This window comes from Sunxiuqinia dokdonensis, assembly GCF_001270965.1.
GTDB lineage: Bacteria > Bacteroidota > Bacteroidia > Bacteroidales > Prolixibacteraceae > Sunxiuqinia > Sunxiuqinia dokdonensis.
Window position 1 is genome coordinate 23933 of record NZ_LGIA01000173.1, and the last position, 25917, is coordinate 49849.

The 25917-nt window shown below is 48.3% G+C and carries 16 protein-coding genes; 7 read left to right on the forward strand and 9 right to left on the reverse strand.

The annotated features are described in order from the left end of the window. Positions 1–10 precede the first annotated feature (10 nt). From NC99_RS14675 to NC99_RS14705, 7 genes are all read left to right on the forward strand, one after another. Complete coding sequence (locus tag NC99_RS14675; RefSeq protein WP_162231230.1) at positions 11–2527, forward strand: YfhO family protein; 2517 nt, start codon at positions 11–13, stop codon at positions 2525–2527. Beyond that, complete coding sequence (locus tag NC99_RS14680; RefSeq protein ID WP_053185146.1) at positions 2496–3380, forward strand: cell division protein FtsX; 885 nt, start codon at positions 2496–2498, stop codon at positions 3378–3380. Before NC99_RS14675 ends, NC99_RS14680 begins: the two co-directional genes overlap by 32 nt. Positions 3381–3499: 119 nt before the next feature. Continuing rightward, positions 3500–3754, forward strand: a complete 255-nt coding sequence (locus NC99_RS14685) for a DUF3098 domain-containing protein (protein WP_053185149.1) — start codon at positions 3500–3502, stop codon at positions 3752–3754. Between the two features lie 3 nt (positions 3755–3757). Continuing rightward, complete coding sequence (locus tag NC99_RS14690) at positions 3758–4540, forward strand: undecaprenyl-diphosphate phosphatase (RefSeq protein WP_053185152.1); 783 nt, start codon at positions 3758–3760, stop codon at positions 4538–4540. A 49-nt stretch (positions 4541–4589) separates the two neighbouring features. Beyond that, the gene (truB, locus tag NC99_RS14695; protein WP_053185155.1) at positions 4590–5303 is read left to right on the forward strand and encodes a tRNA pseudouridine(55) synthase TruB; all 714 of its coding nucleotides are present in this window, start codon (positions 4590–4592) and stop codon (positions 5301–5303) included. A gap of 48 nt (positions 5304–5351) precedes the next feature. Further along, positions 5352–6401, forward strand: a complete 1050-nt coding sequence (queA, locus tag NC99_RS14700; protein WP_053185159.1) for a tRNA preQ1(34) S-adenosylmethionine ribosyltransferase-isomerase QueA — start codon at positions 5352–5354, stop codon at positions 6399–6401. A 152-nt stretch (positions 6402–6553) separates the two neighbouring features. Then, on the forward strand, positions 6554–7897 hold the full coding sequence (locus NC99_RS14705; RefSeq protein ID WP_053185162.1) for a serine hydrolase domain-containing protein: 1344 nt from the start codon (positions 6554–6556) through the stop codon (positions 7895–7897). Positions 7898–8036: 139 nt separating this feature from the next. Here NC99_RS14705 and NC99_RS14710 read toward each other — a convergent pair whose 3' ends face one another. From NC99_RS14710 to NC99_RS14750, 9 genes are all read right to left on the reverse strand, one after another. Continuing rightward, positions 8037–10787 (reverse strand): VCBS repeat-containing protein, encoded by a 2751-nt coding sequence (locus NC99_RS14710; RefSeq protein WP_053185165.1) that lies wholly within the window; start codon positions 10785–10787, stop codon positions 8037–8039. Positions 10788–10901: 114 nt separating this feature from the next. Continuing rightward, positions 10902–12161 (reverse strand): peptidase U32 family protein, encoded by a 1260-nt coding sequence (locus NC99_RS14715; RefSeq protein WP_053185168.1) that lies wholly within the window; start codon positions 12159–12161, stop codon positions 10902–10904. 445 nt (positions 12162–12606) lie between these two features. Next, positions 12607–20127, reverse strand: coding sequence for a T9SS outer membrane translocon Sov/SprA (gene sov, locus NC99_RS14720; protein ID WP_157624941.1), 7521 nt, complete (start codon positions 20125–20127; stop codon positions 12607–12609). A 30-nt stretch (positions 20128–20157) separates the two neighbouring features. Beyond that, positions 20158–20742, reverse strand: a complete 585-nt coding sequence (gene ruvA / locus NC99_RS14725) for a Holliday junction branch migration protein RuvA (protein ID WP_053185174.1) — start codon at positions 20740–20742, stop codon at positions 20158–20160. 11 nt (positions 20743–20753) lie between these two features. Further along, the gene (pdxA, locus tag NC99_RS14730) at positions 20754–21854 is read right to left on the reverse strand and encodes a 4-hydroxythreonine-4-phosphate dehydrogenase PdxA (protein ID WP_053185179.1); all 1101 of its coding nucleotides are present in this window, start codon (positions 21852–21854) and stop codon (positions 20754–20756) included. Between the two features lie 132 nt (positions 21855–21986). Then, positions 21987–22487 carry a hypothetical protein gene (locus tag NC99_RS14735; protein ID WP_053185182.1) on the reverse strand — a complete coding sequence of 167 codons (501 nt, stop codon included), beginning with the start codon at positions 22485–22487 and terminating at the stop codon, positions 21987–21989. Between the two features lie 160 nt (positions 22488–22647). Then, complete coding sequence (locus tag NC99_RS14740; protein ID WP_162231231.1) at positions 22648–23244, reverse strand: porin family protein; 597 nt, start codon at positions 23242–23244, stop codon at positions 22648–22650. 70 nt (positions 23245–23314) lie between these two features. Further along, positions 23315–23887: a TetR/AcrR family transcriptional regulator gene (locus NC99_RS14745; protein ID WP_053185188.1), complete on the reverse strand. Its 573-nt coding sequence runs from the start codon at positions 23885–23887 to the stop codon at positions 23315–23317. A gap of 100 nt (positions 23888–23987) precedes the next feature. Continuing rightward, positions 23988–25847, reverse strand: coding sequence for a PAS domain-containing protein (locus NC99_RS14750; RefSeq protein WP_053185193.1), 1860 nt, complete (start codon positions 25845–25847; stop codon positions 23988–23990). Between the last annotated feature and the right edge of the window lie 70 nt (positions 25848–25917).

A 25917-nucleotide genomic window follows, 5' to 3' on the forward strand; every position in this document is an offset into this window, starting at 1 on the left:
TCAAATGATTATGGCAAAGATAAAAGGCAATCGCAATATATTCGTTGGTTTTGGAATTATCCTCGTCTTTATTTTAATCGCCTTTGTTTATTTCTCGCCACAGCTGGAAGGCAAACAGCTGGATGCGCATGACCTGAGTACCTATCGTGGCGGAGCCAAAGAGCTGCTCGATTTCAGGGCCGAAACCGGAGAGGAAGCCATTTGGACCAACAGCATGTTTGGCGGAATGCCAGGCTATTTGTTGTCGACCCGCTACGAAGGAAATTTGATTTCGAAAGCACAAGCCCTGGTGAATGTCATCCCGCGTCCTGCCCGCTACCTGATCCTGATGTTCAGCTTGTTTTTTGCGCTCTTGCTCATTCTTCGGGTCAACATTTGGGTGAGTGCCGTTGGCGCACTGGCCTACGGCATGTTCTCCTTTTTATTCGTCATTATTGATGCGGGGCACGTGACCAAAGCCCACACCCTCACATACATGGCTTTGGTGGTGGGCGGCGTGTTGCTGGCTTACAAACGGAATCCACTGGTGGGTAGCCTTCTCACAGCGCTTTCGCTTTCGTGGATGTTAACGGCCAGTCATCCGCAAATGACGTATTATGCCGGCATTATGGTCTTGATTATCGGCATCACTTACCTGATTTATGCTTTTAGGGAGAAGACCTTGCCCGCTTTTACCAAAACGTCGGTATTGCTGGTGTTGGCCGCCGTACTTGCTGTTGGCACCAACTTCGGAAATTTGTACACGGTTTACGAATACGGAAAATATTCGATGCGGGGCGAGTCGGACCTAACGCCGCAGGATGATGATCAAACGTCGGGACTCGATAAAAGCTATATTCTGGATTACAGCTATGATCTGGGTGAAGCGATGACCGCTTTTATTCCGCGGTTTAAAGGTGGCGGCATGGCCGAATCGCTGGGCGAAGAATCGAACGTTTACCAGTTTTTTGAGCGGAATCAAGGGAAAGCGCAAGCACGGCAAATCAGCCAAAACCTGCCTTTGTACTGGGGGACGCAGCCCATTTCCTCCGCGCCTTTTTATTATGGTGCGGTACTTTGCTTTTTGTTTGTGTTTGGCTTATTTGTGTTGAAGGGCAAAGACAAATGGTGGCTCCTTGCTGTGGTGGTGGTTTCGTTTCTTTTGTCGCTGGGCAAAAATCTCGGGTTTTTGAGCCACTTTATGATTGACTATTTCCCAGGATACAACAAATTTCGCGATGTGAAAAACATTATTGTCATTCAGCAGTTTGCCATGGCCTTGATGGGCGTTTTGGCCATTCGCGAGTTGTACCTCAACCGGGATAACAAAGCGGAATTACTTCAGAAGTTAAAATATACTTGGTTTATTGTTGGCGGATTGGCCTTGGTTTTTGCGCTGCTTCCCGGTTTGGCCGGCGATTTTAGAACAGCCTCCGATGCCCGCCTGGTGCAGGCTGGCTGGCCCGATCAGCTCATGGAAGCCTTGCGTGCCGACCGCAGAATGGTTTTGCGAACGGATGCTTTTAAGACCTTTTTGTTTGTCACCATTGCAGCCGGAGTCATTTGGTTGTATGTGAAACAAAAACTGAAAGCCAGCTATGCACTTGTAATTTGGGCTTTACTGATTTTTGTGGATTTGTGGCCGGTGAACAAGCGCTACCTGAACGATGATGATTTTGCCCCTGCCCGAAAGGTGGAAGTTCCCTTTAGTCCGAGCAAGGCTGACCAGGAAATTTTAAAAGATACGGACCCGAATTACCGGGTGCTCAATATGGCGGTCAATCCATTTGCCGACGCTTCAACTTCGTATTTCCACAAATCCATAGGTGGTTATCATGGCGCTAAAATGCAGCGCTATCAGGAGATGATCGAATTTCATATTTCTCCTGAAATGCAGCAGCTGGGCTCGCGTTTGCAAAATGCAGAATCGCAGGCCGATGTGGATGCCGTTTTCACCGGGCTGAATGTGCTGAACATGCTGAATACCCGGTATGTGATTTATAATCCCAACGCCGCGCCATTGTATAACAGTCAGGCCTTGGGCAATGCCTGGTTTGTAAAAGACCTGTCGTTTGTTGAAAATGCCGATGAGGAAATTGTCGCCTTGGATGGTTTTAATCCTGCAACTGAGGCCATTGTTGACGCGCAGTTTTCGGATGCGCTCACCAAAGTCAGTTTCGATTCGGGCGACCAACCGGTGATTGAGCTGAAGGAATACCGGCCCAACTATTTGAAGTACCAAGCCAGGGTCGGCAGCGGCACCCCCTTGGCGGTCTTTTCAGAGATATACTACCCCAAGGGATGGAATGCCTACCTGGATGGACAGCTGGTGGAACACGTACGCGCAAACTATGTTTTGAGAGCCATGCCGGTGCCGCAGGGCACTCATGAAATCGAATTCCGCTTCGAGCCCCAGTCCTATGTTTTGGGAAACCGGGTTTCCCTGGCCAGTTCACTCGTACTCATTTTGGCAGTAATTGCCGTGGTTTTTTTCGAAATTAAAAAGAAGGTAAGAAATGAAGAGGAAGAAACGTCCGGCGAGGCTTAAACGTCGTTTAATCAAGTCGTACCTGACATCAACCATCAGCATCACTTTGGTTTTGTTTTTGGTCGGAATGATGTCTTTACTGATTTTGAATGCCGGCCGCCTGTCGGATTATGTCCGCGAACACGTGGGCTTTACCCTGGTATTGAATGACGACGTGCGTGAAGTCGAAATCCTGCGCCTTCAGAAAATACTAAGCGCCACCGACTACGTAAAGGATAGCAAATACGTGAATAAGGAAGAAGCAGCGGAACAATTGACGAAAGAATTGGGCGAAGATTTTGTTGGTTTCCTGGGCTTTAATCCGCTGTTTTCTTCGCTCGACATCAAACTGCATGCGGAATATATGCAACAAGACAGTCTGGCTATTCTCGAAAATAACTTTCTGGCTTATCCGCAGGTCAACGAAGTTTATTACCAGCGCGACCTGGTTCGTATTATCAATGAAAATGTAAAACGGATCAGCTTGTTTTTGATGGTCTTCTCGGTTTTGCTCCTGTTTATTTTTTCAACACTGATCAACAACACCATTCGAATAGCCATTTACTCGCAGCGTTTTATCATTCACACCATGAAGTTGGTCGGAGCTACGCGATCGTTCATCCGGCGGCCTTTCATTGTAAAAAATATTGGCTACGGAATTCTCGGGGCCCTGCTGGCCAATCTGAGCATTTTGGGCCTAATCTATTCGTACCGACAGGATTTCGAGGGCGTTCTGGATCCGCAGCAGGTGGGAACCATCGGGCTGGTCTTCGGCATTGTCCTGGTTTTTGGAATCCTGATTTCCTGGTTGTCCACCTACTTTTCAGTGAATAAGTATCTTAGAATCAGATATGATGAGCTTTTTTACACCTGACAAAGGTTATGGGAATGAAAATTAATTGTTATATCACTTTTTCTGAACAATAATTTATTCGGATCGGACGATTAAATAGAGATAGATTTTCTACTTTCGTATCACCAAATTATCGAAACATGGCAAAAAGTACTGAAGAATTGAAGAAACAAACTTTCGCCTTAGGCAAAGAAAATTATAAATTACTACTGATTGGATTCGGCATCATCGTTCTTGGATTCATTCTCATGGTCGGTGGAAAAAGTGAAGATCCCTCGGTTTTCAATCCGGAAATTTTTAGTTTCAGACGAATTACCCTGGCACCAATCATCGTGTTGTTTGGGTTTTTGTTCGAGATTTACGCGATCATGAAACGCCCCAAAGAAGAAAACTAGCTTATGAGTGTTTTTCAGGCCTTTTTGCTGGGAATTATTCAGGGATTGACCGAATTTTTACCCGTAAGTTCCAGTGGCCATTTGGAGATAGGCCATCATCTATTGGGGATAAAAGGACATAATAATCTGGTGTTTGCCATTGTCGTGCATGGCGCAACCGTTCTAAGTACCTTGGTTGTGTTTCGCGAAGATATCTTGTCGCTTTGCAAAGGCTTGTTTGCCTTTCAATGGAACGACGAAACCAAGTACATTTCCCTTTTGTTTTTATCGGCTGTGCCCATTGCCGCATTAGGGCTTTTCTTTCGCGAAGAAGTTGAAAGCCTGTTTACCGGCAACTTGGTATTTGTTGGCATCATGCTGATTTTTACCGCTTCCCTGTTGGCTTTTTCTTATTTTGCTAAATCCAAAGACAAAAAAATCGGCTGGCTCGATTCATTAATTATTGGCGTGGCACAGGCCTTGGCTGTGTTGCCGGGCATCTCGCGTGCCGGGTCAACCATAGCTGTGGGGCTTTTGCTTGGCAAGAAAAAAGAAGATATGGCCCGCTTCTCTTTCCTGATGGTGCTAATTCCTATTCTCGGGGCCAATTGTATCGATTTGTTCGCCCATGAGGCGAATCCGGGGGAACCGCTCGGCATTTTGCCGCTGGCTGTTGGCTTTGTTGCTGCCTTTGTTTCCGGACTTTTGGCTTGCAAGTGGATGATCAGAGTGGTGAAGCAAGGCAAGCTGATTTATTTTGCAGCCTATTGTTTCGTTATCGGCTTAATTGCTATCTTTGCCGGCTGAAAAACTGACTTCCTGGTTCATACCGTACATTAATTAAAAAAAGTTTTCCATGGGGGAAGAACCCAAAAATTTTGACTTCATCAAAGGAGAAGTGCTGCTTTTTGACAAAGCCTTGGACTGGACTTCCTTCGATTTGGTACAAAAGGTACGCAATAATCTTTGTCGCGCCATGAAGATTAAAAAGCTGAAAGTGGGGCACGCCGGCACCTTGGATCCGAAAGCTACGGGCTTGATGATTCTTTGCACCGGGAAGGCAACCAAGCAAATTGAAATGCACCAGGCTGGGGAAAAAGAATACCTGGCTACCATCAAGCTGGGAGCCACCACGCCGTCGTTTGATTTGGAAACACCGGAAGATGAGCAGTTCGAAACGGCTCATATAACACAGCAGTTGGTTGAATCGGTTTTACAACAGTTTATTGGCGATATCGAACAGGTGCCGCCGGTTTTCAGCGCGGTAAAAATTGACGGGAAACGTGCTTACACCCATGCCCGTAAAGGAGAAGAGGTGAAAATGAGATCGCGGTTGATTCGGGTCCGTGAGTTGGAATTGCTTGATTTTTCGCCTGAGCAAATCGAGATTCGCGTGGTTTGCAGCAAAGGAACCTACATCAGGGCTTTGGCACGCGACCTTGGACAAGCGTTGAACAGTGGCGCTTACCTAACCGGACTCAGACGCACCCGAATTGGTCAGTTCAAAGTAGAAGATGCACTTTCGGTCACTGACTTTTTAAATAATATTGACAAATTTGTAACAAACTGAATATTGCCCCGTAAAACGGGGTTCTGTCTTATCGAAAATTATTCATTTATGAAGTTATCCAAGTTCAAATATAAACTGCCAGAGGAACTGATTGCTCTGCATCCCTCTAAAAACCGGGATGAGTCGAAACTGATGGTTTTACACCGTGATAGCCGGAAAATTGAACACAAGTTATTCAAAGACATCACGGAGTATTTTGACGATCAGGATGTCATGGTGTTTAATGATACCAAGGTTTTTCCGGCCCGTTTATATGGGAACAAAGAAAAAACAGGTGCCGAAATTGAAGTCTTCTTGCTTCGCGAGTTGAATCGCGAGCAGCGCTTGTGGGATGTGCTGGTTGATCCGGCCCGGAAAATCCGGATTGGCAACAAACTCTACTTTGGCGAGGATGATATGCTCGTAGCCGAGGTGATTGACAACACCACTTCGCGCGGACGCACCCTGCGTTTCTTGTTCGACGGGCCATATGATGAATTCAAGAAAACCCTTTACAGCCTGGGCGAAACACCGCTTCCGAAGTTTATTCAGCGGGCGGTTCAACCCGAAGATAAAGATCGGTATCAAACAATTTTTGCCAAGCACGAAGGAGCCGTGGCTGCCCCAACGGCAGGTTTGCACTTCTCGCGCGAGCTGCTGAAACGCCTCGAAATTATCGGTGTCGATTTTGGCTATGTTACTTTGCACGTGGGTTTGGGCAACTTCCGCAGCGTGGATGTGGAAGATTTGACCAAGCATAAAATGGATTCGGAGCAAATCTGGATTCGCGATGAAGCTTGCGACTTGGTGAACAACGCCAAAACGAAAAAGAAAAATATTTGCGCTGTTGGTACCACCGTCATGCGAACCCTCGAAAGTTCGGTTTCAACACAAGGACACCTGAAACCATTTGAAGGTTGGACCAACAAGTTCATTTTTCCTCCATACGAATTTAGCGTAGCCAACCGGATGATCACGAACTTTCACCTGCCCATGTCAACCTTGTTGATGATGGTGGCTGCTTTCGGCGGATACGACTTTGTGATGGAAGCTTACCAAAAAGCCATCAAAGAAGGATATCGCTTTGGAACGTATGGCGATGCCATGTTGATCTTGTAAGAAGCAGAGAAAAATATAGATATCTAAAAGGCTGTCAGTTTTATTGATAGCCTTTTTTCTTCATATAGCTTTTGCGATTGGATTTTAACTTCTACCGTATTTTCGTAAATTGAAGAACTGTTTATTCATGTTCATTGTACAACCGGTCTTTTATGAAAAGAAATAGAATTGTCCTTGCCGTATTCGTTGCATTGGTTTTAACAGCCGGCGTTTACCTGCATTTGTTGATGCCCGTCATAACGGGTTATGCAGCAAAAAATCTCGCATCGGCGGTCTTTGTTGCTGGTCGCAGCCAGGAAGCGATGGAAAAGGAAGACCTCAATTTTTCCTTTATCGCCCTCACCAACAATACCGTTGATTTTGAAAAACGGGAAGTTGAAAGCCGCTTTTTGTGGGGCAAATCCAAGGCCATCTATATCGAAGGTTTTGGCTGTACCTTGGTGAAGGATTTTGCTGAAGAACAGATCCGTAACCGCCCATACCGTCAGGTGGACGTGCTTCCCGCCGGAGCCGACACCATCGCCTGGCCCATGGGCAATTGGATTGAAGACACCGTGGCTCCTGGTATCGACCGTGAAAAACTGAACCAAACAATGGCGCAAGCCATGAGCGACACCATTCCACACAAGGGCACCTTTGCCTTGATGGTTGTGTACAAAGGGCAGCCGGTAGCCGAGGTGTACCGCGATGATTTCTCAGCAGAAACGAAATTTTTAAGTTGGTCGATGGCTAAAAGTGTGACCAATGCTTTGATAGGCTTGCGGGTAAAAGATGGAAAAATGAATGTTGATCAACCACTGGCAATCGCGGAATGGCAGCAGGATGAACGGCAAAACATTACGCTCAATAACCTGATGCAGATGAACAGCGGCTTGGACTGGAACGAGAATTACGGCAACCTTTCTGATGTCACGGTGATGCTTCATAAAGAGGGCGACATGGGCCTATATACCCAGCAAAAAGCCTATGAACACCCGGCAGATTCTGTGTGGAAGTATTCGTCAGGATCGACCAACCTGGTTTGCCGCGAGCTCCGTAAGACTTTTCCCGATGATCAGGCCTATTATGCTTATCCACGACAAGCGCTGTTTAACCGGATTGGCATGAGCAGTGCCGTTTTTGAGGTCGATGCTTCCGGAACCTTCGTTGGGTCTTCGTACATGTATGCCACCATGCGCGATTATGCGCGCTTTGCCTTGCTGTATCTGAATGGCGGGAACTGGCTGGGCGAACAGATCCTCCCTGAAGGTTGGGTGGATTATACGACTGAAATCGCAAATGGCTCCGACGGACGATACGGCGCCTCGTTTTGGCTCAACCGATCGGGAGAATATCCGGACGCGCCCGAAGATCTATTTTTGTGTAAAGGGCACGATGGACAGTTTATTTGCATCATTCCATCACGGGAGCTGATTGTGGTACGAACGGGCTATTCCAAGAAAGGTGAGTTTGATTTAAATGCCCTGCTGAAAGGAATTCTGGAAAGCCTGGAATAACAGGAGAAATTCCACGTTCCAAATACCAAATATCCACCATCAAGAATCCACCATCAAGAATCGAGCATCAAGATGACCTTCAGGAGGAATGACCGCCAATGACCAGTTGACCAATGACTAATTGTCCAATTCCCAATTTCTACTCCACCTGATAGTTGTAAAAACTATTGTCTTCATTACCAACCACGAGGTTGAAGTACGGATTTGAGCGGTTAAAATAGCCGATCGTGAAATCCGTATTTCCGTGAAGCGGAAAGCCATCGTAGAGCGAACCATCTGAATTGACCAGATACACCCGGTTTTCGGTGCGGCAAACCACACCGATCTTCCGATCGTTATTGGCAAACACGTAGCTGTTTGGTTTACTGCTGATGGGTTGGTTGAACTCGTGGGTAAATATCTTTTTGCCTTTATCGGTCAAAGCAAAAAGTTTGTTTCCATCAGCAATGAAAAAATCGGTTTTGCCATCCCCGTTCAGATCTTCGACCCCAAAAAAATGGCTTTTACCAAAGCTGCCCGCATGCACCGTTTCTTGCTGGCCATTGAAATATTGCAAATGAATGAGTCCATTGATATCGGTGGTGGCGATGGCTGCCTGCCCGGCTTGAACAAGATAAAGGTCGTTTTGCGAATGCTCAAAATTGCCGCTCGTTTTTACGCGGGTGTCGCCCCGGCGATCCAAAATGTAGGTTTTGTATTGGTCGGCACACACCAGGTAGTCTTTGCCAGCCACCCTGAAATGCTTCACAGGCGTATTCACAAGTCCGTCGGTTCCCTTGAAATTCCAGCCACTCACGAGCTTGCCTTCGCGATCGTAGGCATAAACCTGCTTGTTTTCGCAGGCGATAAAAAAGCGATAGTTGCGGTTGTTGTCGTAGTCGAAAACCGCCACGCCGTTGGTGGCCGGCGACCGGAAATTAATAGGATAGCGGGCCACATTGTTCCCTTCGCGGTCAACAAGGTGCAACTGATTTTGCGTGTTGAACAAGTATTGCAACTTGCCGTTTTTGAAATAGTCAACCTGGTAAATTTCACTCATAATTTTACCCGGAAGTTGAATTTTCCACAAGCTTACGCCTTCTTTGTTAATCAGGTAAAGCTGGTGTTTGTTGTCCTGAATGATGACTTCCTTGTTGGCCGGGTCATTGTGGTTGACAACCAACTGCGGTTTGATGGCCACCGTTGATTCCAGCTTACTTTGCCACACGGTTTGCGGTTCTTCTTTGATGACCGGGTCGTATTTCAGGTACAGGTTGTTCAGAAATTGGCCTGAGTTCTCGGAAAACTGCCAGCTGACCGCCTGAAACTTACGCACCGATTGTTCGTGGTCGGTGACCATTTTTGCCGCTTTTTCATTCAGGTAATACTGATTTAAATAGAATCCGCGTGAAACGTTGAGGTAGAACGAAAAGGTGGACCGGCTCGATAGTTGTTCGCTGAATTTCTGAAACTGAATGTCCTTTTCCAGCGTTTCGGACAGCACCAAATCGTGGATGTAATTTTTCAGGGCGGTGCTGTTGTCGGCAAAAATCAGGTAGTTGTCGAAGAAACACAAGTAGTTGCTCTGCACCCCCGAAAACACCTGCCCAAAAAGCAGCTCCGGCAGGTTCGAAAACGGAAATTCATAGATGGAGAACGAACGGGCATTCTGAATTTGATACTGGCTTTCCATTTGTTGCAAACTGGTGTTGTTGGCTTTGGCATAGTTGGCGAGCATCGGCAGCAGTTTTTCGCGTGCGAGCGACTGCCCCTTCACTTCAGCAATAAAGAAGCGATTGGTTGTTGGATCGTTCTGCGTGACGGTGCCAAAAGCGATGGCAAATTCATTTTTGGCAATTTCAGAAAACAGCTTGCTAAAAGGCACTTTGCTGTAGCGTTCCAGCTTTTTGAGCTGTGTTTCGCGTGGGTAAAAAAGGCCCTGCTTTTTCAGGTATTCTTCGTAGTTGCGGTAAAAAGTATCCAAATTGTCGAGGGCCAGGTTGACAAACAGGCTGGTTTTGGCCGACAGTACGCTGGGTATGTTGGAGCGCAAGGCTTTTTGCCCGCGAAAAGCAGCCAGGTAATTGCTGACATCATTCGAAAAACTAAACCCGTTGAGCAGGAGTTCTGTATCTTTCATGTTGACATCCAGCTCGCTCCAGTCCGAAAAGCTTCCAAAAAGCTGGATCTGTTTTCTGAATTCCCGTGGTGCCAAATCTGCCAGGAAAGCTGGAAACCGCTCGTGCTGGATGTACAGGTTGAAATCGGAACTGGAACTAACCGTGGCGTACAAACTTTGCAGCTGCTGATCATTCGTCAGGTTTTCAACCGTCATTTGCCGAATGGCTTCTTCTACAAACAAAGCATACCGGCTAAGCAGAAACGCTCCGTCTTTAAAGGCAAAGTGCAGGTCGGCGTTGGCGGTTTTCAAGTGGTAAATTTGTTCGTTGTCGTACTCGCGCGAGCTGACGCCGCCTTTTTTCCCTTCGTTCAGGCTGTTGAAATAATCCAGCAACATGGTTTTCTCTTTCCGGTCATTCAGGTTGGTGACAAACAGGGCGCCAACACTATTTTTTCCTTCGGCATTGAAGGCCACCAACACCGACTTGTTTGAAAGCGTTTTACGCAAGTCGTTGGTCGCTTCAAACTGGTTTTTGATGGCCTGAACATCGGTAAAAAAGGCCTGCAGCGGAACAAACTGTTCCAGTTCCGACACCATTTGGTTTTCGGGGTTAATTTTTTTTAGGAAAGCGCCAAAATCAGGAACTTCGACAATTAACGGGGTTCGAACCGGGATGGCTTGAAAGGCGGAATTTTCTTCATAAGTCCGCGATTGTCCTGCGGTAAAAAAATAGACCGCCCCCAAAATCACGATGAAAACGAGGATGATTGGAAGTAGTAGCTTACGCATAAATCTGATTTTTTATCAAAAGTAGAAGAAAGTCAAGCGGCTACCATATAATTAGGCCTTGAATTTCGAACGATTTATCAACGATACATTCTTAATTTCGTGCTGGCATCCGGCTTATTTGCGCTGGTGAACCTCGCTGGCATCGACAATTTTGTACAATTTATCAGACCGGCGGATGGTCTGATCCAGCTTGATGGAGAAGCGTTCGCCGCGTTTGGTTGCTTCCACCGGCTGCAAATCCACGCGGATTTCTTCTACGGTCGCTTCTACCACGCCGGTGGTTGGACCGGTAATCAGAATGTGGTCGCCCACTTCCAGCTTGCCGGTTTCCATTTTGAATTCGGCCACGCCCAGTTTGGCAAAGTAGTTCATGCCCTTGCCCAGGTAGAGTTTCCGTTTGGTAGCCACCGAGCCGTAGTTGCTGCTCCACTCGCCAAGCCGCTGTCCCAGGTAGTAGCCATCCCAAAAGCCACGGTTGAAAACTGTTTGCAGACGTTCGTCCCATCCGGCGATTTTTTCTTCGGTAAACGACTGGTCAAAATAAGCATCCACCGCCTCGCGGTAACATTCCACCACCGTCTTCACATACTCAGCTGAACGAGCCCGTCCTTCAATCTTCAGAACCGAAACGCCGGCATCGAGTACTTTATTCAGAAAATGAATGGTTTTTAAATCTTTGGGCGACATGATGTACTCGTTGTCCACCTCCAGCTCGGCGCCGGTTTCCTTGTCGGTGACGGTGTAGGCGCGGCGGCAGGTTTGCATGCAGCTGCCGCGGTTGGCCGACGAACTCATTTCGTGCAGGCTGAGGTAGCACTTGCCCGAAACAGCCATGCATAAAGCGCCATGCACAAACATTTCCAGCTGAACGAGTTTTCCGGCCGGACCCGTGATATTTTGCTCCTTGATTTGCTTGCTGATTTCCCCAACGCGTCCCAGGTTCATCTCGCGGGCCAGCACCACCACATCGGCAAACTGGGCGTAAAATTTCACCGCTTCAATATTGGTAATATTCACCTGAGTTGAAATATGCACCTCTACGCCAATGCTGCGGGCATAGGCAATGGCGGCAATGTCGCTGGCAATAATGGCCGTAATTCCTGCCGCCTTGGCCGCGTCAATCACCTCGTGCAACTTGTCCAGCTCGTTGTCGAACACAATAATGTTGACCGTCAGGTAGGTTTTCAGGCCATGCTTTTGGGCCGTCTCAGCAATTTTTTTCAGGTCGTCGAGCGTGAAGTTGTTGGAGGAGCGCGAACGCATGTTGAGCTTTTCCACCCCAAAATAAACCGAGTCTGCTCCGCCTTGGATCGCCGCGGTCAGGGATTCCCAGGAACCCACCGGCGCCATAATTTCAATATCTCTTCTTTCCATTTCGGTTCTTGATTTTGTGGTGGCAAAAGTACTAAAAATTCGCTTCTGTTCGGGGAAGGGAGCCGGGCGCGTTTCCCGTGGGTTTGGAGCAAGAGTAAGCGGGTGGTCGCTTTTCGAAGTTCTCCTCGTTTAATAGAAAGGACTAACCACCTCCCCCTCGCGTTGCTCGGGTATTCCTTCCCGAAGCGAGTTTGGGACAAGCTCTTGGAAAGGACAAACCACCCCGTCCCCGAGTACTCGGGGCCACCCCTTCCCGAAGGGAGTTCGGGACAAGCTCTAAAAAAGGAGGGGAATTTGGGCCGGTGGCATCTTGCAAGCTATAACTCTAAAAGCCCGGGAGTTGAGCATTTTTCCTCCTTTTTCAAGAGCCTGTCCGGCCTCTGACGGAAGGAGTACTCCCGGTTTACCGGGAGGGAGGTGGTTGGGTTTATTTCCAATGACTAGCTTACTGTGCCAGCGTAAAGCGGAAGCTGAGTCCGAAGTTGGTGTTTGAGGTGGGGAAGGACAGTGACGTGAAGGGTTTGTTGATCACCTTATCGAAATAAACCCGCAGTTGGAACCGGTCGCTGAGCATGTAGTCGGCGGTGGTTTTGATGGTGACGGCGTTTTGTCCGGCAGTCAGCTGGTCGGTTTGTTCCACCAGCTTGCGAATCAGTGTTTTGTTTTTGCGGAACGACACGTCGGCCCGAATGTTCAGGTCGTTCGAGTACGCTTGTTGTGAACGTTTGGTTTTCACAATTAGATCCATCCGCTCAAAGCGGTAGCCCAGCCCGAAGGTGTACTCGTTGGTCAGCACTTCGGTGAGCTGGTTGTTGGCAAAGTTTAGGGTCAGGTTGCGGCTGCGGCTGATTTCGGCGCGGGTGGTCATGTCATTCAACCAGGTCACATCCATGTTGATGAGTGGACTGAACTGCTCGTTGATGCTTACCGCGTTGATGTCGTACTGGCTGATGAAGTTGCCGCTCAGCTCATTCATTACATAGCTGAATCCATCGTTAAACTCCCGGTCGTTGTAGCTCAGGTTGGTAATGTAGGAACCCACGTTGTAGCTCGAACGGTAGGCATGGTTCAGGTTCAGCGTTTTCATGACCTTATTCAGCAGGTCAATTTTTGAAACGATCCCATCGTAAGTGACTCGCCAGTTGGGGCGCATGTATTTGATGGAGGGGAAGGGTTCGAGCGAAACCTTGTTGGGATCTTGTCCGGTGTAAGCCGCAATAAAGGACGAAACCAGCACTTGTTGTGAGGTAGGTCCGTAACCAGCCGGATAACCTTCGGCTTGCTGGTGCGGCGCCTCGGGGCTGTAACCCACCGCGGGGTTGGCCACGCGTTGGTTTGCCAGTCGCCAGGCAATCGTTCGCCTGTTGTCCATCATGGTTTGAAAAGCCGCTGACTCCTGAATTTCGGCCTCGCCCATCTTGGTGAACGCCGTGCTCCAGGTGTTGATGGACATGGTGAAGTTGCCGGACAGGGTTCTGTTGGCCGCATTAAATCGTCCGGTTTCCTGGTTCCAGTTGTAGTACTCTTGCATGTTTTCGGAGAAGGAGCGGTTGGCGGTCAAATCGATGCGCAGAAACGGAATCGGCTCCACATTGGCGCGGATGCTGAAAGTTTCGTTGTGGTTCATCCGGTAAGCCGCGTTGAGCGTGGTGTCGTTGGTGTACCAGCCTTTGCTGATGGCTTTGCGTGCAAAATTGTCATCCTGCCAGCCAAACAGAAACGGAAAGCCCGGCGCGGTGCTTCCGGCAATATCGCCAAAAACAGCCTGATCGGGTCGGTAATAGCCCGATCCAAACAGGGCCGGCTCGGGCAGGAAGCCCGGCATGATGGTTCCGTCGGAGCTCGAGTAGGACACCGATACGTTTTTAACGCTCATCAAGGTGCGGGCGGTGTATTGCGCTATTTTTAGGAAGATGCCGTCGCCCACCTGGCGTGTGCCGGTGATCTTAATTTGTGCCTGGGGCACATTCTCCGCAACGGTTACCGTCACCCGGTTTTCGTTCACCACCACCACTTCACCTTCAACGGCAGTGCCGGCCTGGTTCACAATACTCACTTTCACCTGTTCGGTCCTTAGCTTGTGGTTAATGGACTTGGTGGTGTTTGCCTTTAAGTTGGTTGGCGGGCTATCGAAGGTTACCGTCTTGGTTCGGGCACTACTTTCCTGTGCTGTGGGACGGGTGGCGGCCTGCGTGCGGCTCCGCGAGCTCCGCGCGGTTCGGGTACTGGCCCCAAATTTCTGGTTTACTTCTTTCAGAAAAGGAACTTTGTTGTACAGGTTTAGCATGTTGGCCTGTCCATTGATTTGTGCCACCCGCGCATTTTCGGCAGTATTTCCCAGCTTGATCGACTCGTCGGTTATTGGTCCCGCGTACCAGTCGTACTGAGCCTGGTAACGGCCGGTAGCGCTCAGCCAGTTCAGCATGGGAATTTTATTGATTGGGGCCACATACGAGGCATTGAAGGTGTGATGATACAAAATCGGCCGTCCCAGGTTGAGCAGGTTGGTGATGATCGAGTCGCGCTTGAGTTCGTAGTCGTCATCCCGCCGGTTAATGCGTCCTGCAGGCTCATCAATCCGCGAAGTTCCCTGCGTGGAGAAGTCCAGCTTCAGCGAACGTGTCAGGTTAAAATTCAGGTCGAAATATTTGTTCCAAAGAAATTCCTTGTCGAAGGTACGTGGAATGATCATGTTGGGGTTGGTCAGGTTGCGTGCCTGCACTTCGCGGTAGTGCCGGTACAAATCGGTTCGGTACGACAGCTGCGTGGGCATCGGGTAGAAGTTGAAATCCTTGATCAGCTGGAGGGCTTTACCATTCAGGAACCCAAACTTTTTAAACGGCTCCACCAGTTGCGGGCGGTTGTTGTAGTTGTAGCTGAACATGCCGCGGTAGTTTTTCTCCAGGCTGTATTCCGTGTTCACATTGCGCTTTCGCAGTTCGTTGTAGGCATAGGTTACCGAGAAGTTGGTGGGGTCGTACAAGCGGGGTTTGCCCGACTTGTTCATCTGGTCCACCTTCACATTGGTCAGGTTGATACTTTTCCGGCTAACATAGTCTTGGGCAATGTGCTTTAACGAATCGCGCTCCGACTGGCTTTCCAGTTGGTCCAGCGCATCGTCCATTTCAATATCTGCGTCCAGCGGATTGTATTTGGGATTGCTGATGCTTTTTGAAACGCCAACATACAGCGGAATCCGTACCTTGGCCCGTTCGGGGAAGAACTTGCCCAGTTCGAAGTTGGAGGAGATGTCGTATTCTACCAGATCATCCATGGCTCGTTCGTTCATGGTTTGGTCGATGCTTCCGAAGCCCGATGAGCGTGTACGGCCAGCCACAACCACGGAGCCGAGGTCGGCCAGTCGGGCAGAAACGCGGGCGTTGGCAGCCCAGCCGCCATCTTCGTCAAAGTCGGTCAGGCGAAGCTCGTTGGCCCATACTTCCACCGATTTGGGACCAGGGTTGAAGTTTCCGGTTCGTTTGTGGCGAACCCCCATCAATACGATGTCCACCTCGGCCAGGTTGGGCGTTCCTTTCACCTTCACCATGTTTTTGTTGTTGTTCCATCCCTGGTGTGGCGTTTCGTAGATGTCGGTAATGTTGATGCTTGCCCCGGCCTGGCGCATCAGCGCATTGCGGGCCATTTTGGCATCGGTAAACAGGTCGAGCGGAATGTTGATGCGGTTTTCGTCGGGCCACACCAGGTAGCGCTGGCTTTCAATGTCGCCGTTGTAAAAGCCCGGATCCGTGAGTTGCAGCGGAACTTCATATTCGTAGAAGTTATTTTCGTCGGTTCCCAGCCTGACAAAGAAATGCAGTTCGTCGTTATTCAGCGGGTAACCGTCAATTTCTTCAGCGTGAATTTCCAGCTTCAGCCGCCGGTAACGCCTGAAATCCATGCCCAGCGTTTTGTAGGCTGCCCGGACATCTTCCTGTTGCAGGTCGATGACTTTCAGCACCAGCGACTGCTCGTTAAGCTGAAGCAGTTGTGGGTTTGCCGGGTCAATCACCCGGTCAATTCCTGGCGGAAGAATATAGTTCACTGGCTCTTTCCGGCTGTTCTCCTCAATGTTGACGGCCGAAATTTCGAAGGCTGTTTCCGCGCTTGGCGGGACATTCACGTCGTCAATCTCGTTGGTAAACTTTCTCCAGTCGGAGCGTACCAAATCGAGGGTTGCAAAACGCAGGATGGTGGTGTCGCTAAAGCCCTTCAGAAACATCCGCATAAAACGAATGGAACGGAAGCCTTCAATATCAATCTTGTTTTCGAAATCACTTACCGGCACTTTAAACTGGTACCAGTTCACCTCCTGCACGCCGCCATCGGGCGCTTCGCTTTGTCCCACCCGCACATCGGTAATGAAGTTCTGTCCCAGCACCATGTCTTCGGGACGAATGCTGACGCGGTATTGGTAGTAACGTTCGTATTCGTTCAGCGTGTTGTCGTTGTTGATGTCCTCAATATCGGGCAGCGTGGATGCTGTGGTGGGGTACGATTCCGGCGACATGTCGGAGGTGGGGGAATTACCGTCCGGGCCGTTGTAGTTTTTGTAGCGGGTCAGGATGCTGGCTTGTTCCGCGTCATAGTCCGACCCGCGGTAGTAGTGATAGTTATCGCTCGAAGGGTCGTTCAACGCTTCTGTCAGCGCGGTTTGGTTGAGGATGTTTTGCAGGGCTTGCAAGTAAGTTTGGTGAAATTCCCGCTCATCTTCATCGCCTAAACCGTCAAAACCCACATCCTGAAACTGGCGCGACACGGGGTCATTGGCGAAGGCATCCACGATGGATTGTTTGGTAGAAACCCGTCCCCAAACGGTCGTATCCACATCAATCAGTTGTTCCGATTCAGGCAGGCCGTTTTCGAAAGCCTTTCTCGAGTCTTTCAGAATGTCTTCCGACACATCCCCGAGGTTAAAATACAGGTCACCGCCCTCAACCGGAACGCCGCTCTGCTTATCATACACGAAGGGATCCATCATCCAGAATTCAATGTATTCAATGTTGGCCGCTTCAAAGTCGGTGGTCTCAATTTTACGCATGATTCCACCCCAGCGCGTTTCGGGGTTGTTCAGCTTCCCGTCGGCATCAATCCCTGCCGAATAGGGCGAAGGATAAGTGTCGTAGTTATAAGGGCCTTTTTCTTCGGGGTAGTAGGCCAGGTCGAGCACCGGAATGTTGGTTGGCGTTCCGGTGGCCGTTTCCTTATCCGGAAAAATTTCTTTCTGAAAGACCTCGCGCACAAAATGGTTTTTCTGCTGGGCGCGGTCTCCCCGGATGTGCGATGGGGTTTGCGAGGTGTTTCGCAGGAAAAGCGGGTCGATGATGTACCAGGCCAGTTTGGCACGATTGAAGCCATAGGCCAGGTCGTCATTCAGGTTGCCTTCGGGAAATTGATCCTGCTTTTGCGGAGTGCTGGCCAGCACCCAGGCTTGCCGGGCCTTCAGGTTGATGGAGGTCTTGGTGGCTTCAAAATCGTCAATGTAAACCGTTCCTTCCTTGTCAATGACCTTCGAGTGACCTGGAATCAATTGGGCAAACTCCGCTTCCATCGAAATGGAGGAACGTTCCTTGGTTTCGATGAAGGGCAACTTGTCAACCAGCGTGGTCAGCAAGTTGGATTCGGTGGTGTAGTTGGCATCCAGCCCCCAAATGGTATTCGAGATCGGGTCTTCTCCGTAGGTTACCTTTTGGGTCAGCGGGCGCTCGTTCATGTGCAAAACCGTTGCTCCCAGGTTGAAATTGTCGGAAAAAGCGTAGTTGGCATGGGTTCCGATCAGCGTTTTTCGTTGCACGCTGAACAGGTCTTCGCTTTCGGTGCTGATACGGATGGGCGTGCCCGATTCGAGTAAGCCGGCATTGATGATTTTCACGCGTCCCAGGGTGTAATCAACGGTGTAGTCGATGTACTCCTGAAGTTCGCGTCCCCCGGCTGTTACTTTCACCGACCCTTGGGCGACGTTCATCGTTCCCAACGAAATCTCCGAGCTGGAAGAGCCTTCGTAACTTCCCTTCAGAATGAATTTGTTGTGTTTGGTATCTTGTTCGGCGTAGGTTTTTGTGGAGTCGTAAAGCGACTGGTAGGCGTATTTTTCGGCCAACGCCGGGTCCGAAATCGAGTCGGCCAGATGGCTGCCAAAAGGTTCTAGCACTGGGAAGATAATCCGTCCGCTGGACGACAGCACCGTCACGCCTTCAATATAGTCAAACACCCCGTCGCTTCCCGGGTCGAGCTGCGAATTGAGATTGTCAACGTTCAGCACATTCAACAAAATGTGGCCTTCCAGGTTGGTTTCCGGCAAATAATTGATGTCGGTTCCCGAGTCGTTTTGATACAACACATCCAGAATGAAATTCTCTTTCGAAAGCTGATAGGCATTCAGGCTGTAAATGTTTTTCATCATCAAATCCCAAGTTGGGAAGCGGGGCGAAAGGTTGGTACCTTTCAGCAGTTTCATCACCAGCGTTTGTGGCGCTTCAATGCCGTCGGTCGAAAATTCACCCACCTGAAAAGTTTGCCCGTTGGCCGTGTAGTTGTAGGCGACCATCAGCACTTCGTCGGTGTTTAGCGATGAGTTGAGCGAGATGTAGCCCAGTGTTTCATGCACGGTGTATTCCGAAGGACTGAGTTTACGTGCCTGCTCCACTTTTTCGAAGTCCTGGCCTCCTTTAAACTCGTATACCGTGAGGCTTTGCATGGTTTTATTGATCAGCTCGGCCTGGCGAATGTCGTTATAGTTGGTCGTAATTTCGGGGTATAAATCGTTGGCTTCGTTAAACGGGTAAATATTTTCGGGGTAGGGCCGCGTGGCGGTTTCCTGAAAGGCAGGCACCTGGTTGTAAATGTTGTCTTGATGTTCGCCCAAGTCCATGAAGGCCAAAATGTTTCGCGATTCATCGGTGTTGTTGGACTTATTGGTCACCCACACTTCAATTTTGTTGATGTTGATGGCCGACCGGATGACGGGCAGGTTGGCCAAGGCCTGGTTGTAATTGTCGCGGAAATATTGCGCCAAAAAGAAGTGGCGGTTGGCATCGTAATTCAGCGCTTCAATTTCGAAGGTTGATTTTTGGGCGCCTCCTTCGGTTTCAATCACCTGGGTTTCCCCTTTGTTCTGCGAAAAGACAGTCGTTAGGTTTAACCGCCCGAACTGCATTTCGGTTTTCACCCCAAACAAGTTGGTTCCCCCGCTTATCAACGATCCGTTGAGTGGGAGGGACACATTTCCGGCTTCAATCTTCTTCAGAATTTCATCTTCATCGCCGGTGTAGTCGATGTTCATTTTGTTTTCGTAGTCGAAGGTGGCTTCGGTGTTGTAGTTGACCCGCATCTTCATTTTTTCACCGATGTTGCCCACGACGTTCATCTGGATTTTCTGATCGAAATCGAAGGTGGGCGTTTTGCGCAGCCGTTCGGGAATGGCCGGGTTTTCGGTGGCGTTCATTTGGTAGCCAAAACTGACTTCGACATAGCCTTGCGGGCGGATGTCGATGGTGTTGCCTCCAAAAATCCGGTTAAAGGCTTCTCCCCCGACTGTCAGCTGCGGAATGACCGACCCCTGACTTTCCAGATCAAGCTGGTTGCCCCGCACACGCCAGTAATTTTGGATCGAGTTTTTGAAGTCGTAGTCGACATACTCTTGCAGCGACATGGTTTTGGGCAGCCGGTAATTCAGGTTTCCAATCTTCTCGTAAATGATGTATTGACCGGTTTCGGGGTCGTATTCAATTTCGGTTTGAATGTTGGAAGGGCGGCCCAAAAAAAGCTGTGAGCTGTCCTGTGGGCTGGTGTTTTCAAAATTGGCTTCATCCTCGAAGGCATAAGGGAGAACGCCAGTGGTATCAATTTCAATGGAGTCGTTGATGCTGGTAAAACTGGTTTGGGGCTGTGCGGTATTTTGGAAAGGTGCAAAAATCCAACCCATGCATAAGATGCCCGGAAAAACAACTGTTACAAGGATATTTGTCACGCTCTTTTTCAATGCCAGTCTGTTTCAACGTTAAAGCCCTTTCAGAGCCTTCTTTATGGTTTCTTCCACCGTTAGGTCAGGATTAGCTTTCAGAAGTTTGTCCAGTTCTTTCTCAATGTTCTTTTTGGCAAATCCCAGCATTACTAATGCTGATAACGCTTCATCGCGGATAGTATTGTCTGCCGGAGAGTTTAAAATTTGGTCGCTGGCTGCGGTCTTTCCGATCTTATCTTTCAGGTCGATAATGACACGTTGAGCGGTTTTTGCACCAATGCCCTTAATGCTTTTCAGCAGATTGACATTTTCTTCGAGAATTGCCCTGCGGATTTCTTCGGCTGTCAGCGATGAAAGCATCATCAGCGCTGTGTTTGAACCAATGCCATTGACGGAAATCAGCAATCGGAACAGTTCGCGCTCGGCGGCTTCGGCAAAGCCATAAAGCAGGTGCGCATCTTCGCGAACCACCTGGTGTAAGAACAATCGAGCTTGCTCTTTTCCGTTAATGAGCGAATAAGTGTTGAGGGAAATATGGATGAAATAGCCGATTGATCCGGCTTCAATGACTGCATTGGCCGGGCTTAGTCCACTTAGTTTACCCTGGATGTATTCATACATGCTGCTGTTTGTTAAATCTCAGGCTCATCCGACGATTGAAAATCGATCGTCTCATCAACCTGATTGGGGTTGATTTCAAATTTTTTCAATGGGTTTTTACTGATCTCGCGATAAATCTCCCGGCTTTTATGCACGTCGATGGCCAGGTACAAAGCTTCGCGGAACGAGTCGGGCGATGCCTTGTCTTCGCCGGCAATGTCGAAGGCTGTACCGTGCGCCGGCGATGTCCGGATAAACGGCAGGCCAGCCGTGTAGTTCACTCCTTTGTCGAACGAAGCCAGCTTAAATGGCGTCAATCCCTGGTCGTGATACATGGCCAGAATGGCGTCAAATTTGGTATAGTCGCCCGATCCAAAAAAGCCATCGCTGGGGTACGGCCCCAGTGCCAGGATGCCTTCTTTTTTGGCCCGTTCAATGGCTGGTATGATGATGTCTTTTTCTTCGGTTCCCAACAGCCCGCCGTCGCCCGCATGCGGATTTAGTCCAAGCACGGCAATGCGTGGGCTTTTGACGCTGAAGTCCTGTTCGAGCGAACGATCCATGATGCGAAGCTTGTTTAAAATCGCTTCCTTGGTAATGAGCTCGGGGACTTTCGATAGTGGAACATGTGTGGTTACGACGCCAATTTTCATCAACTCGCTGACCATCAGCATGAGATAGTTGTTTGTTTCAAACTGTTGCGCCAGGAATTCGGTGTGTCCCGGAAAATTAAATTTATCCGACTGGATGTTGTCTTTATTGATTGGGGCGGTGATTAAAGCGTCAATTTCACCGGCTTTCAGGTCATTCACTGATCTTTCCAGCGCCATGTACGAAGCTTCGCCGGCCAGCTCAGACGATTTGCCCAACTCCACCCGGATATTATCGTCAATACAGTTGATGATGTTGGCCCGTCGAGGATCTGCTTCGCCAGCACTTTGGATATTGTTGAAGTTGAAGTTGTTTATGTTGAGCGCTTTGCGGTGGTAGGCTGCCACCTTGGGAGAACCATAAACGATGGGTGTGCACATCTCCAGAATGCGTGCATCCATCAGGGTTTTCATAATTACCTCGTATCCAATTCCATTGATATCACCATGTGATATACCAATTTTTATTTTGTGTTTGCTCATTTTGTCAGTCTCTTATGAAGTTGCCGAATTCTTGAAAATCTCTTGTTCACAGTTATTTTCTGCGAATGGCAAAGTTAATTTTTTATCTCAACTTTATCAAAATAGATTAGTTGTTACCGGGGCGGAATATTTTTAAATCAAAATGGCAAAAATAACTACCAGAAGTAGCAGCATGAACAAGATGAGCTGGTTGCGAACAAACAAGCCCAGCAGGATCAAAATTTCAAGCTCTTCGGTGTCTGCCGAATAGATTTCAATCTGGCCTTTATCCTTCGAAAGGAGTTCGAAACTTTGGAAAATAACGATTTCCTGACCGTTGAATTTCCACGCCCAGCGCGACTGCCAGAAGTTTTTAATTTCCAGTTCAAACCGCTTTCCATTAATGACCACATCGCTTTTTGGGTTGAATAGATTGATCATGATCGACGCCAACGGGGCCTGGTTGTTGGTGTCAAATATTTCGAGGCGTGACAGGAAAAAGTCACGGTTGAGGATAAAGCGGCGTCCTTTAAGCGTCGCCAAGGCATCTGAACTAAACATGTTTTTCCATTCAATTTCCCCAATCTGCTCATTGTTTCTGGTAATTTGCAGTTGGTTTTTAAAGACTCCTTTTGTCCAGTACAGTTTTTCCATAGCTTGAAAATTCCGATCTGCAAGGTATGAAATTTCGCTTGAAAATCAGCAGATCTTTCCTGAGCTTATGTTGGCGAACTGATGCTTTTTTGTAAAAAAGGCAGCAAAAGCTTCCGTGCGATTGCTGCCTTCAGAGACATGGGGGATTTGTTGATGCTGTTTAGAAAAAAAGTGCAAGGTTGAGGGAAAGCGTCTTGTTTTGGATGTCGCTCGTTTGTTTAAAAACTTCTGAAATTCCCATGTCGTAGTTGAGGCTCAATAGCATTTTTTGCCCTGCTGCCGGGAGTTGAAATCCCAGTTCGAACGCCCAGCCCACATCGGTTGCGTTGACTTCGTTTTTTATATCGGCGCTTTGGCCCTCTTTTTCAAGTTCGGCCTTGAGTATGGTAGCCAAATAAGGGCCTGTAGCTAGAAAAATGCGCGAGGCATTTCCTTGCTTTAGCACGGATGAAAACTCGGCCTTCACCGGAAGTTGAAGGTAGTTCATGCGGTAGGTTTCGTCTTGCCTATCTGGTTGGCTACCTTTTTGAGTGTACAGCAAACCTGATTTTACCGCGAGCCAGTCATTTTTTTGGTAGCGTGCCAGCAGCCCGAAGTTCACACCGCAGCGAACCTCGTCGTTTTTGCAAATGTTCCCCAAATCGGCTTGGGTTGAGGCGCCCATTCCCAGTTGGCCGCCCAGTTCCAGTTGACTAAATGCTTGTCCTGAAGTCATGATCATGAACAACAACAAGCTGATTCTTTTTACATGTTTCATTGTTCTCTGTTTTTGATTGATATTTGATTCGACGAAATACGTCAAATGGTCGAACAGCAGATAAAATTTTTTAGGTTGCGATGCCATGAAATAAAATGTGCAGCAGGTCTTTAAGGTGTTTTTCCAGGTCAACGTCCTCGCCAGTAAGAAAATACGGCTCTTCCAGCCCGCGGAGTGCAATGACAACCGTTCGGGCGGTCAGCTCAATATTGAGCTTTCGGAATTCTCCGCTTTGAATGCCTTCTTCCAGGATTCGGGCAATGGAGGCTTGTTCTTTTTGGTCGTGTTTTTCTCGGATTTTTTCAATGAATTCAATCTTGCTCAGGAAATCATTTTTCAAGGCGTCGTAATAATTCACGAAATCGTGAAATCCTTTCATTCGAACCAAAACGTAGGCAATTAATTTTTCACGGGCATTGGTTTGTTCTTTTACGGCATGTTCAATTTTGGCGAATAAAATGCCCGCTTCCTGTTCAACAACGGCCTGAAATACTTCTTCCTTGCTTGCAAAATAGTAGTACAGCGAACTTTTTCCCTTGCGGGCTGCGATTGCAATTTCATCCATTGTTGTTTTTCGGAACCCGTACCTGGCAAAGGTTTCACGGGCCACTTCAATGATGCTATCTCTTATTTTTTCGCTCATGGTGCTGCTGTTCGACTATTTTGGTTCAAAAGTACAAAAAATGATTTCAATTGAATAATATTGGTCTGAAAATTCTATTTTTTTTGCCAGTCAACTTCAGTTACAATTTGTGGTTTCCACCAGCTGGGATGGTAAACAGGAATTGGCTTCCTTTCCCTTCTTCGCTTTCTACCCGGATTTTCCCCTTGTGTTTTTCCACAAATTCCTTGCAGAGAATCAGGCCCAGCCCCGTGCCTTTTTCGTTTAGCGTTCCAAGTGTCGAGTAGCTCTCTTCAATACGAAACAGCTTATTCTGTGATTCATTGCTGATGCCTACGCCATTGTCGGTGACTGCAATTTGAAGCTCCTGGTTTTCCTCGCGTGCCGAGATCAGAATCTGGCCGCCCGGATGTGTAAATTTTATGGCATTGGAGATCAGGTTGCGCAGCACGGATGAAATCATATACCGGTCGGCAAAAACTGGTGCGTCGTGTGGAATTTCCTTGATGATGTTTATTGATTTTTGTTGTGCGGCATCATTTAGCAAGTCAACGGCTTCGTTTATTAAACCGACGCTGTCCACAAATTCGGGGTTGAACTCCGTTCTTCCGGATTGGGTGCGCGACCATTCGAGCAGGTTTAATAGCAAATCCATGGCGTTTTGAGCCGAATGTTCGATGATATTGACATACTTGTCAATTCCCTCATAGTCTTTTTCTTCAATCTGTTCGGCCAGCAAGTTTGTGAATCCGATGATGCTGTTGAACGGACTTTTCAGATCGTGTGCAATGATGGAGAAAAATTTGTCTTTAGTGGCGTTGAGCTGACGCAGGCGGATTTCGTTTTCCAACAGAATTTGCTCGGCCTGTTTTCGCTCGCTGATATCGCGGATAAAGCTTTGATAAGTACCGTCGGGCATGGCCTTCGAATTCATTTCGACCTGAATCTTTTCCCCGTTCTTACGCTTGATATCCCGCTCGTTTTTAATGGTTTCTCCCGATCTGAGCAGGTCATACCGGAGTGGCTTTTGACTGAGTTTTTCACTAAAAAAAAGGTTTGCCATATTCATCTGTAGTAGTTCTTCACGCGTGTAGCCTGTTAGTTCTGTAGCCTTGTCGTTCACCGTAATGAAGTTGCCTTTTTCGTCGCCCTGGAAAAAGGCATCGGGCGCCATTTCAATCAGATTGCGGTATTTCTCTTCACTTTTTTTCAGGCTTTCTTCATTTTGCTTCCGCTCGGTGATGTCCTGTATGATTCCAAATACGATCCGTTTGTCGGGGTCGAATGTCGCGATGGAATGAATATGTTTGATTTTACCACTGTCGGCAGCTTGTATTCGAAATTCAACCTCATATTTATTGCCGTACCTCAGCAGGTTATTCATGGCCTGGTCCAGCATGGCGCGATATTCCGGAAGAGGAAATTGCCTGACAGATGAATAGTCCAGGTGGTCTTGGTGAACTTCATAGATTCTCAGAGCTCCGTCAGAAGCAAAAATTTCCTGCGAGTCCAGATGCAATTCCCAGTTTCCGGATTTAGAGGCCATTTCGGCCTGGCGCAAGCGTGCTTCGTTGAGAGCCACGATTTTCTCAGCTTGCTTGCGATTGCTGATGTCGTGCACAATGGCGTGGAGTAGTTCGCTGCCATTCAACTCAAGGGGGCTCATGTAAACTTCAACATCGCGAATGGACTTGTTTACCAACTGCTGTTGTAGTTCGACGTATTTCAGCTCTTTTTTTGACGCCTGTTCGATCCAGTTCTTGTTTTTTTCTGGAGAACCAGGAGCCAGTTCTTGTGCGTTCATCTGCGTTAGCTGTTCCTTTGGGCATCCGTAGAAATCCGTAGCTGCGCGGTTGGCATCGACAATTCGACCCGTTGACGGATCAATCATGAGTTGAACAGTTGTGTGAAAGTCAAACAGTTTCTGGAATAATTCGTTGGGCTTTTCCTTCTCCAAGTGGACATCGTCTTCCTTCTTCATAATTCGCGCAATTTTGAGATTGGCAATTGTGGTGCACTAATTTCCGGGAAAAGTCATCAAACAATGAAAG

Excerpts from the sequence above, each read along its gene's own strand:
- NC99_RS14675 (WP_162231230.1), top strand. The coding sequence starts at position 11 with ATGGCAAAGATAAAAGGCAATCGCAATATATTCGTTGGTTTTGGAATT.
- NC99_RS14680 (WP_053185146.1), top strand. The coding sequence starts at position 2,496 with ATGAAGAGGAAGAAACGTCCGGCGAGGCTTAAACGTCGTTTAATCAAG.
- NC99_RS14685 (WP_053185149.1), top strand. The coding sequence starts at position 3,500 with ATGGCAAAAAGTACTGAAGAATTGAAGAAACAAACTTTCGCCTTAGGC.
- NC99_RS14690 (WP_053185152.1), top strand. The coding sequence starts at position 3,758 with ATGAGTGTTTTTCAGGCCTTTTTGCTGGGAATTATTCAGGGATTGACC.
- truB (WP_053185155.1), top strand. The coding sequence starts at position 4,590 with ATGGGGGAAGAACCCAAAAATTTTGACTTCATCAAAGGAGAAGTGCTG.
- queA (WP_053185159.1), top strand. The coding sequence starts at position 5,352 with ATGAAGTTATCCAAGTTCAAATATAAACTGCCAGAGGAACTGATTGCT.
- NC99_RS14705 (WP_053185162.1), top strand. The coding sequence starts at position 6,554 with ATGAAAAGAAATAGAATTGTCCTTGCCGTATTCGTTGCATTGGTTTTA.
- NC99_RS14710 (WP_053185165.1), bottom strand. The coding sequence starts at position 10,787 with ATGCGTAAGCTACTACTTCCAATCATCCTCGTTTTCATCGTGATTTTG.
- NC99_RS14715 (WP_053185168.1), bottom strand. The coding sequence starts at position 12,161 with ATGGAAAGAAGAGATATTGAAATTATGGCGCCGGTGGGTTCCTGGGAA.
- ruvA (WP_053185174.1), bottom strand. The coding sequence starts at position 20,742 with ATGTATGAATACATCCAGGGTAAACTAAGTGGACTAAGCCCGGCCAAT.
- pdxA (WP_053185179.1), bottom strand. The coding sequence starts at position 21,854 with ATGAGCAAACACAAAATAAAAATTGGTATATCACATGGTGATATCAAT.
- NC99_RS14735 (WP_053185182.1), bottom strand. The coding sequence starts at position 22,487 with ATGGAAAAACTGTACTGGACAAAAGGAGTCTTTAAAAACCAACTGCAA.
- NC99_RS14740 (WP_162231231.1), bottom strand. The coding sequence starts at position 23,244 with ATGAAACATGTAAAAAGAATCAGCTTGTTGTTGTTCATGATCATGACT.
- NC99_RS14745 (WP_053185188.1), bottom strand. The coding sequence starts at position 23,887 with ATGAGCGAAAAAATAAGAGATAGCATCATTGAAGTGGCCCGTGAAACC.
- NC99_RS14750 (WP_053185193.1), bottom strand. The coding sequence starts at position 25,847 with ATGAAGAAGGAAGACGATGTCCACTTGGAGAAGGAAAAGCCCAACGAA.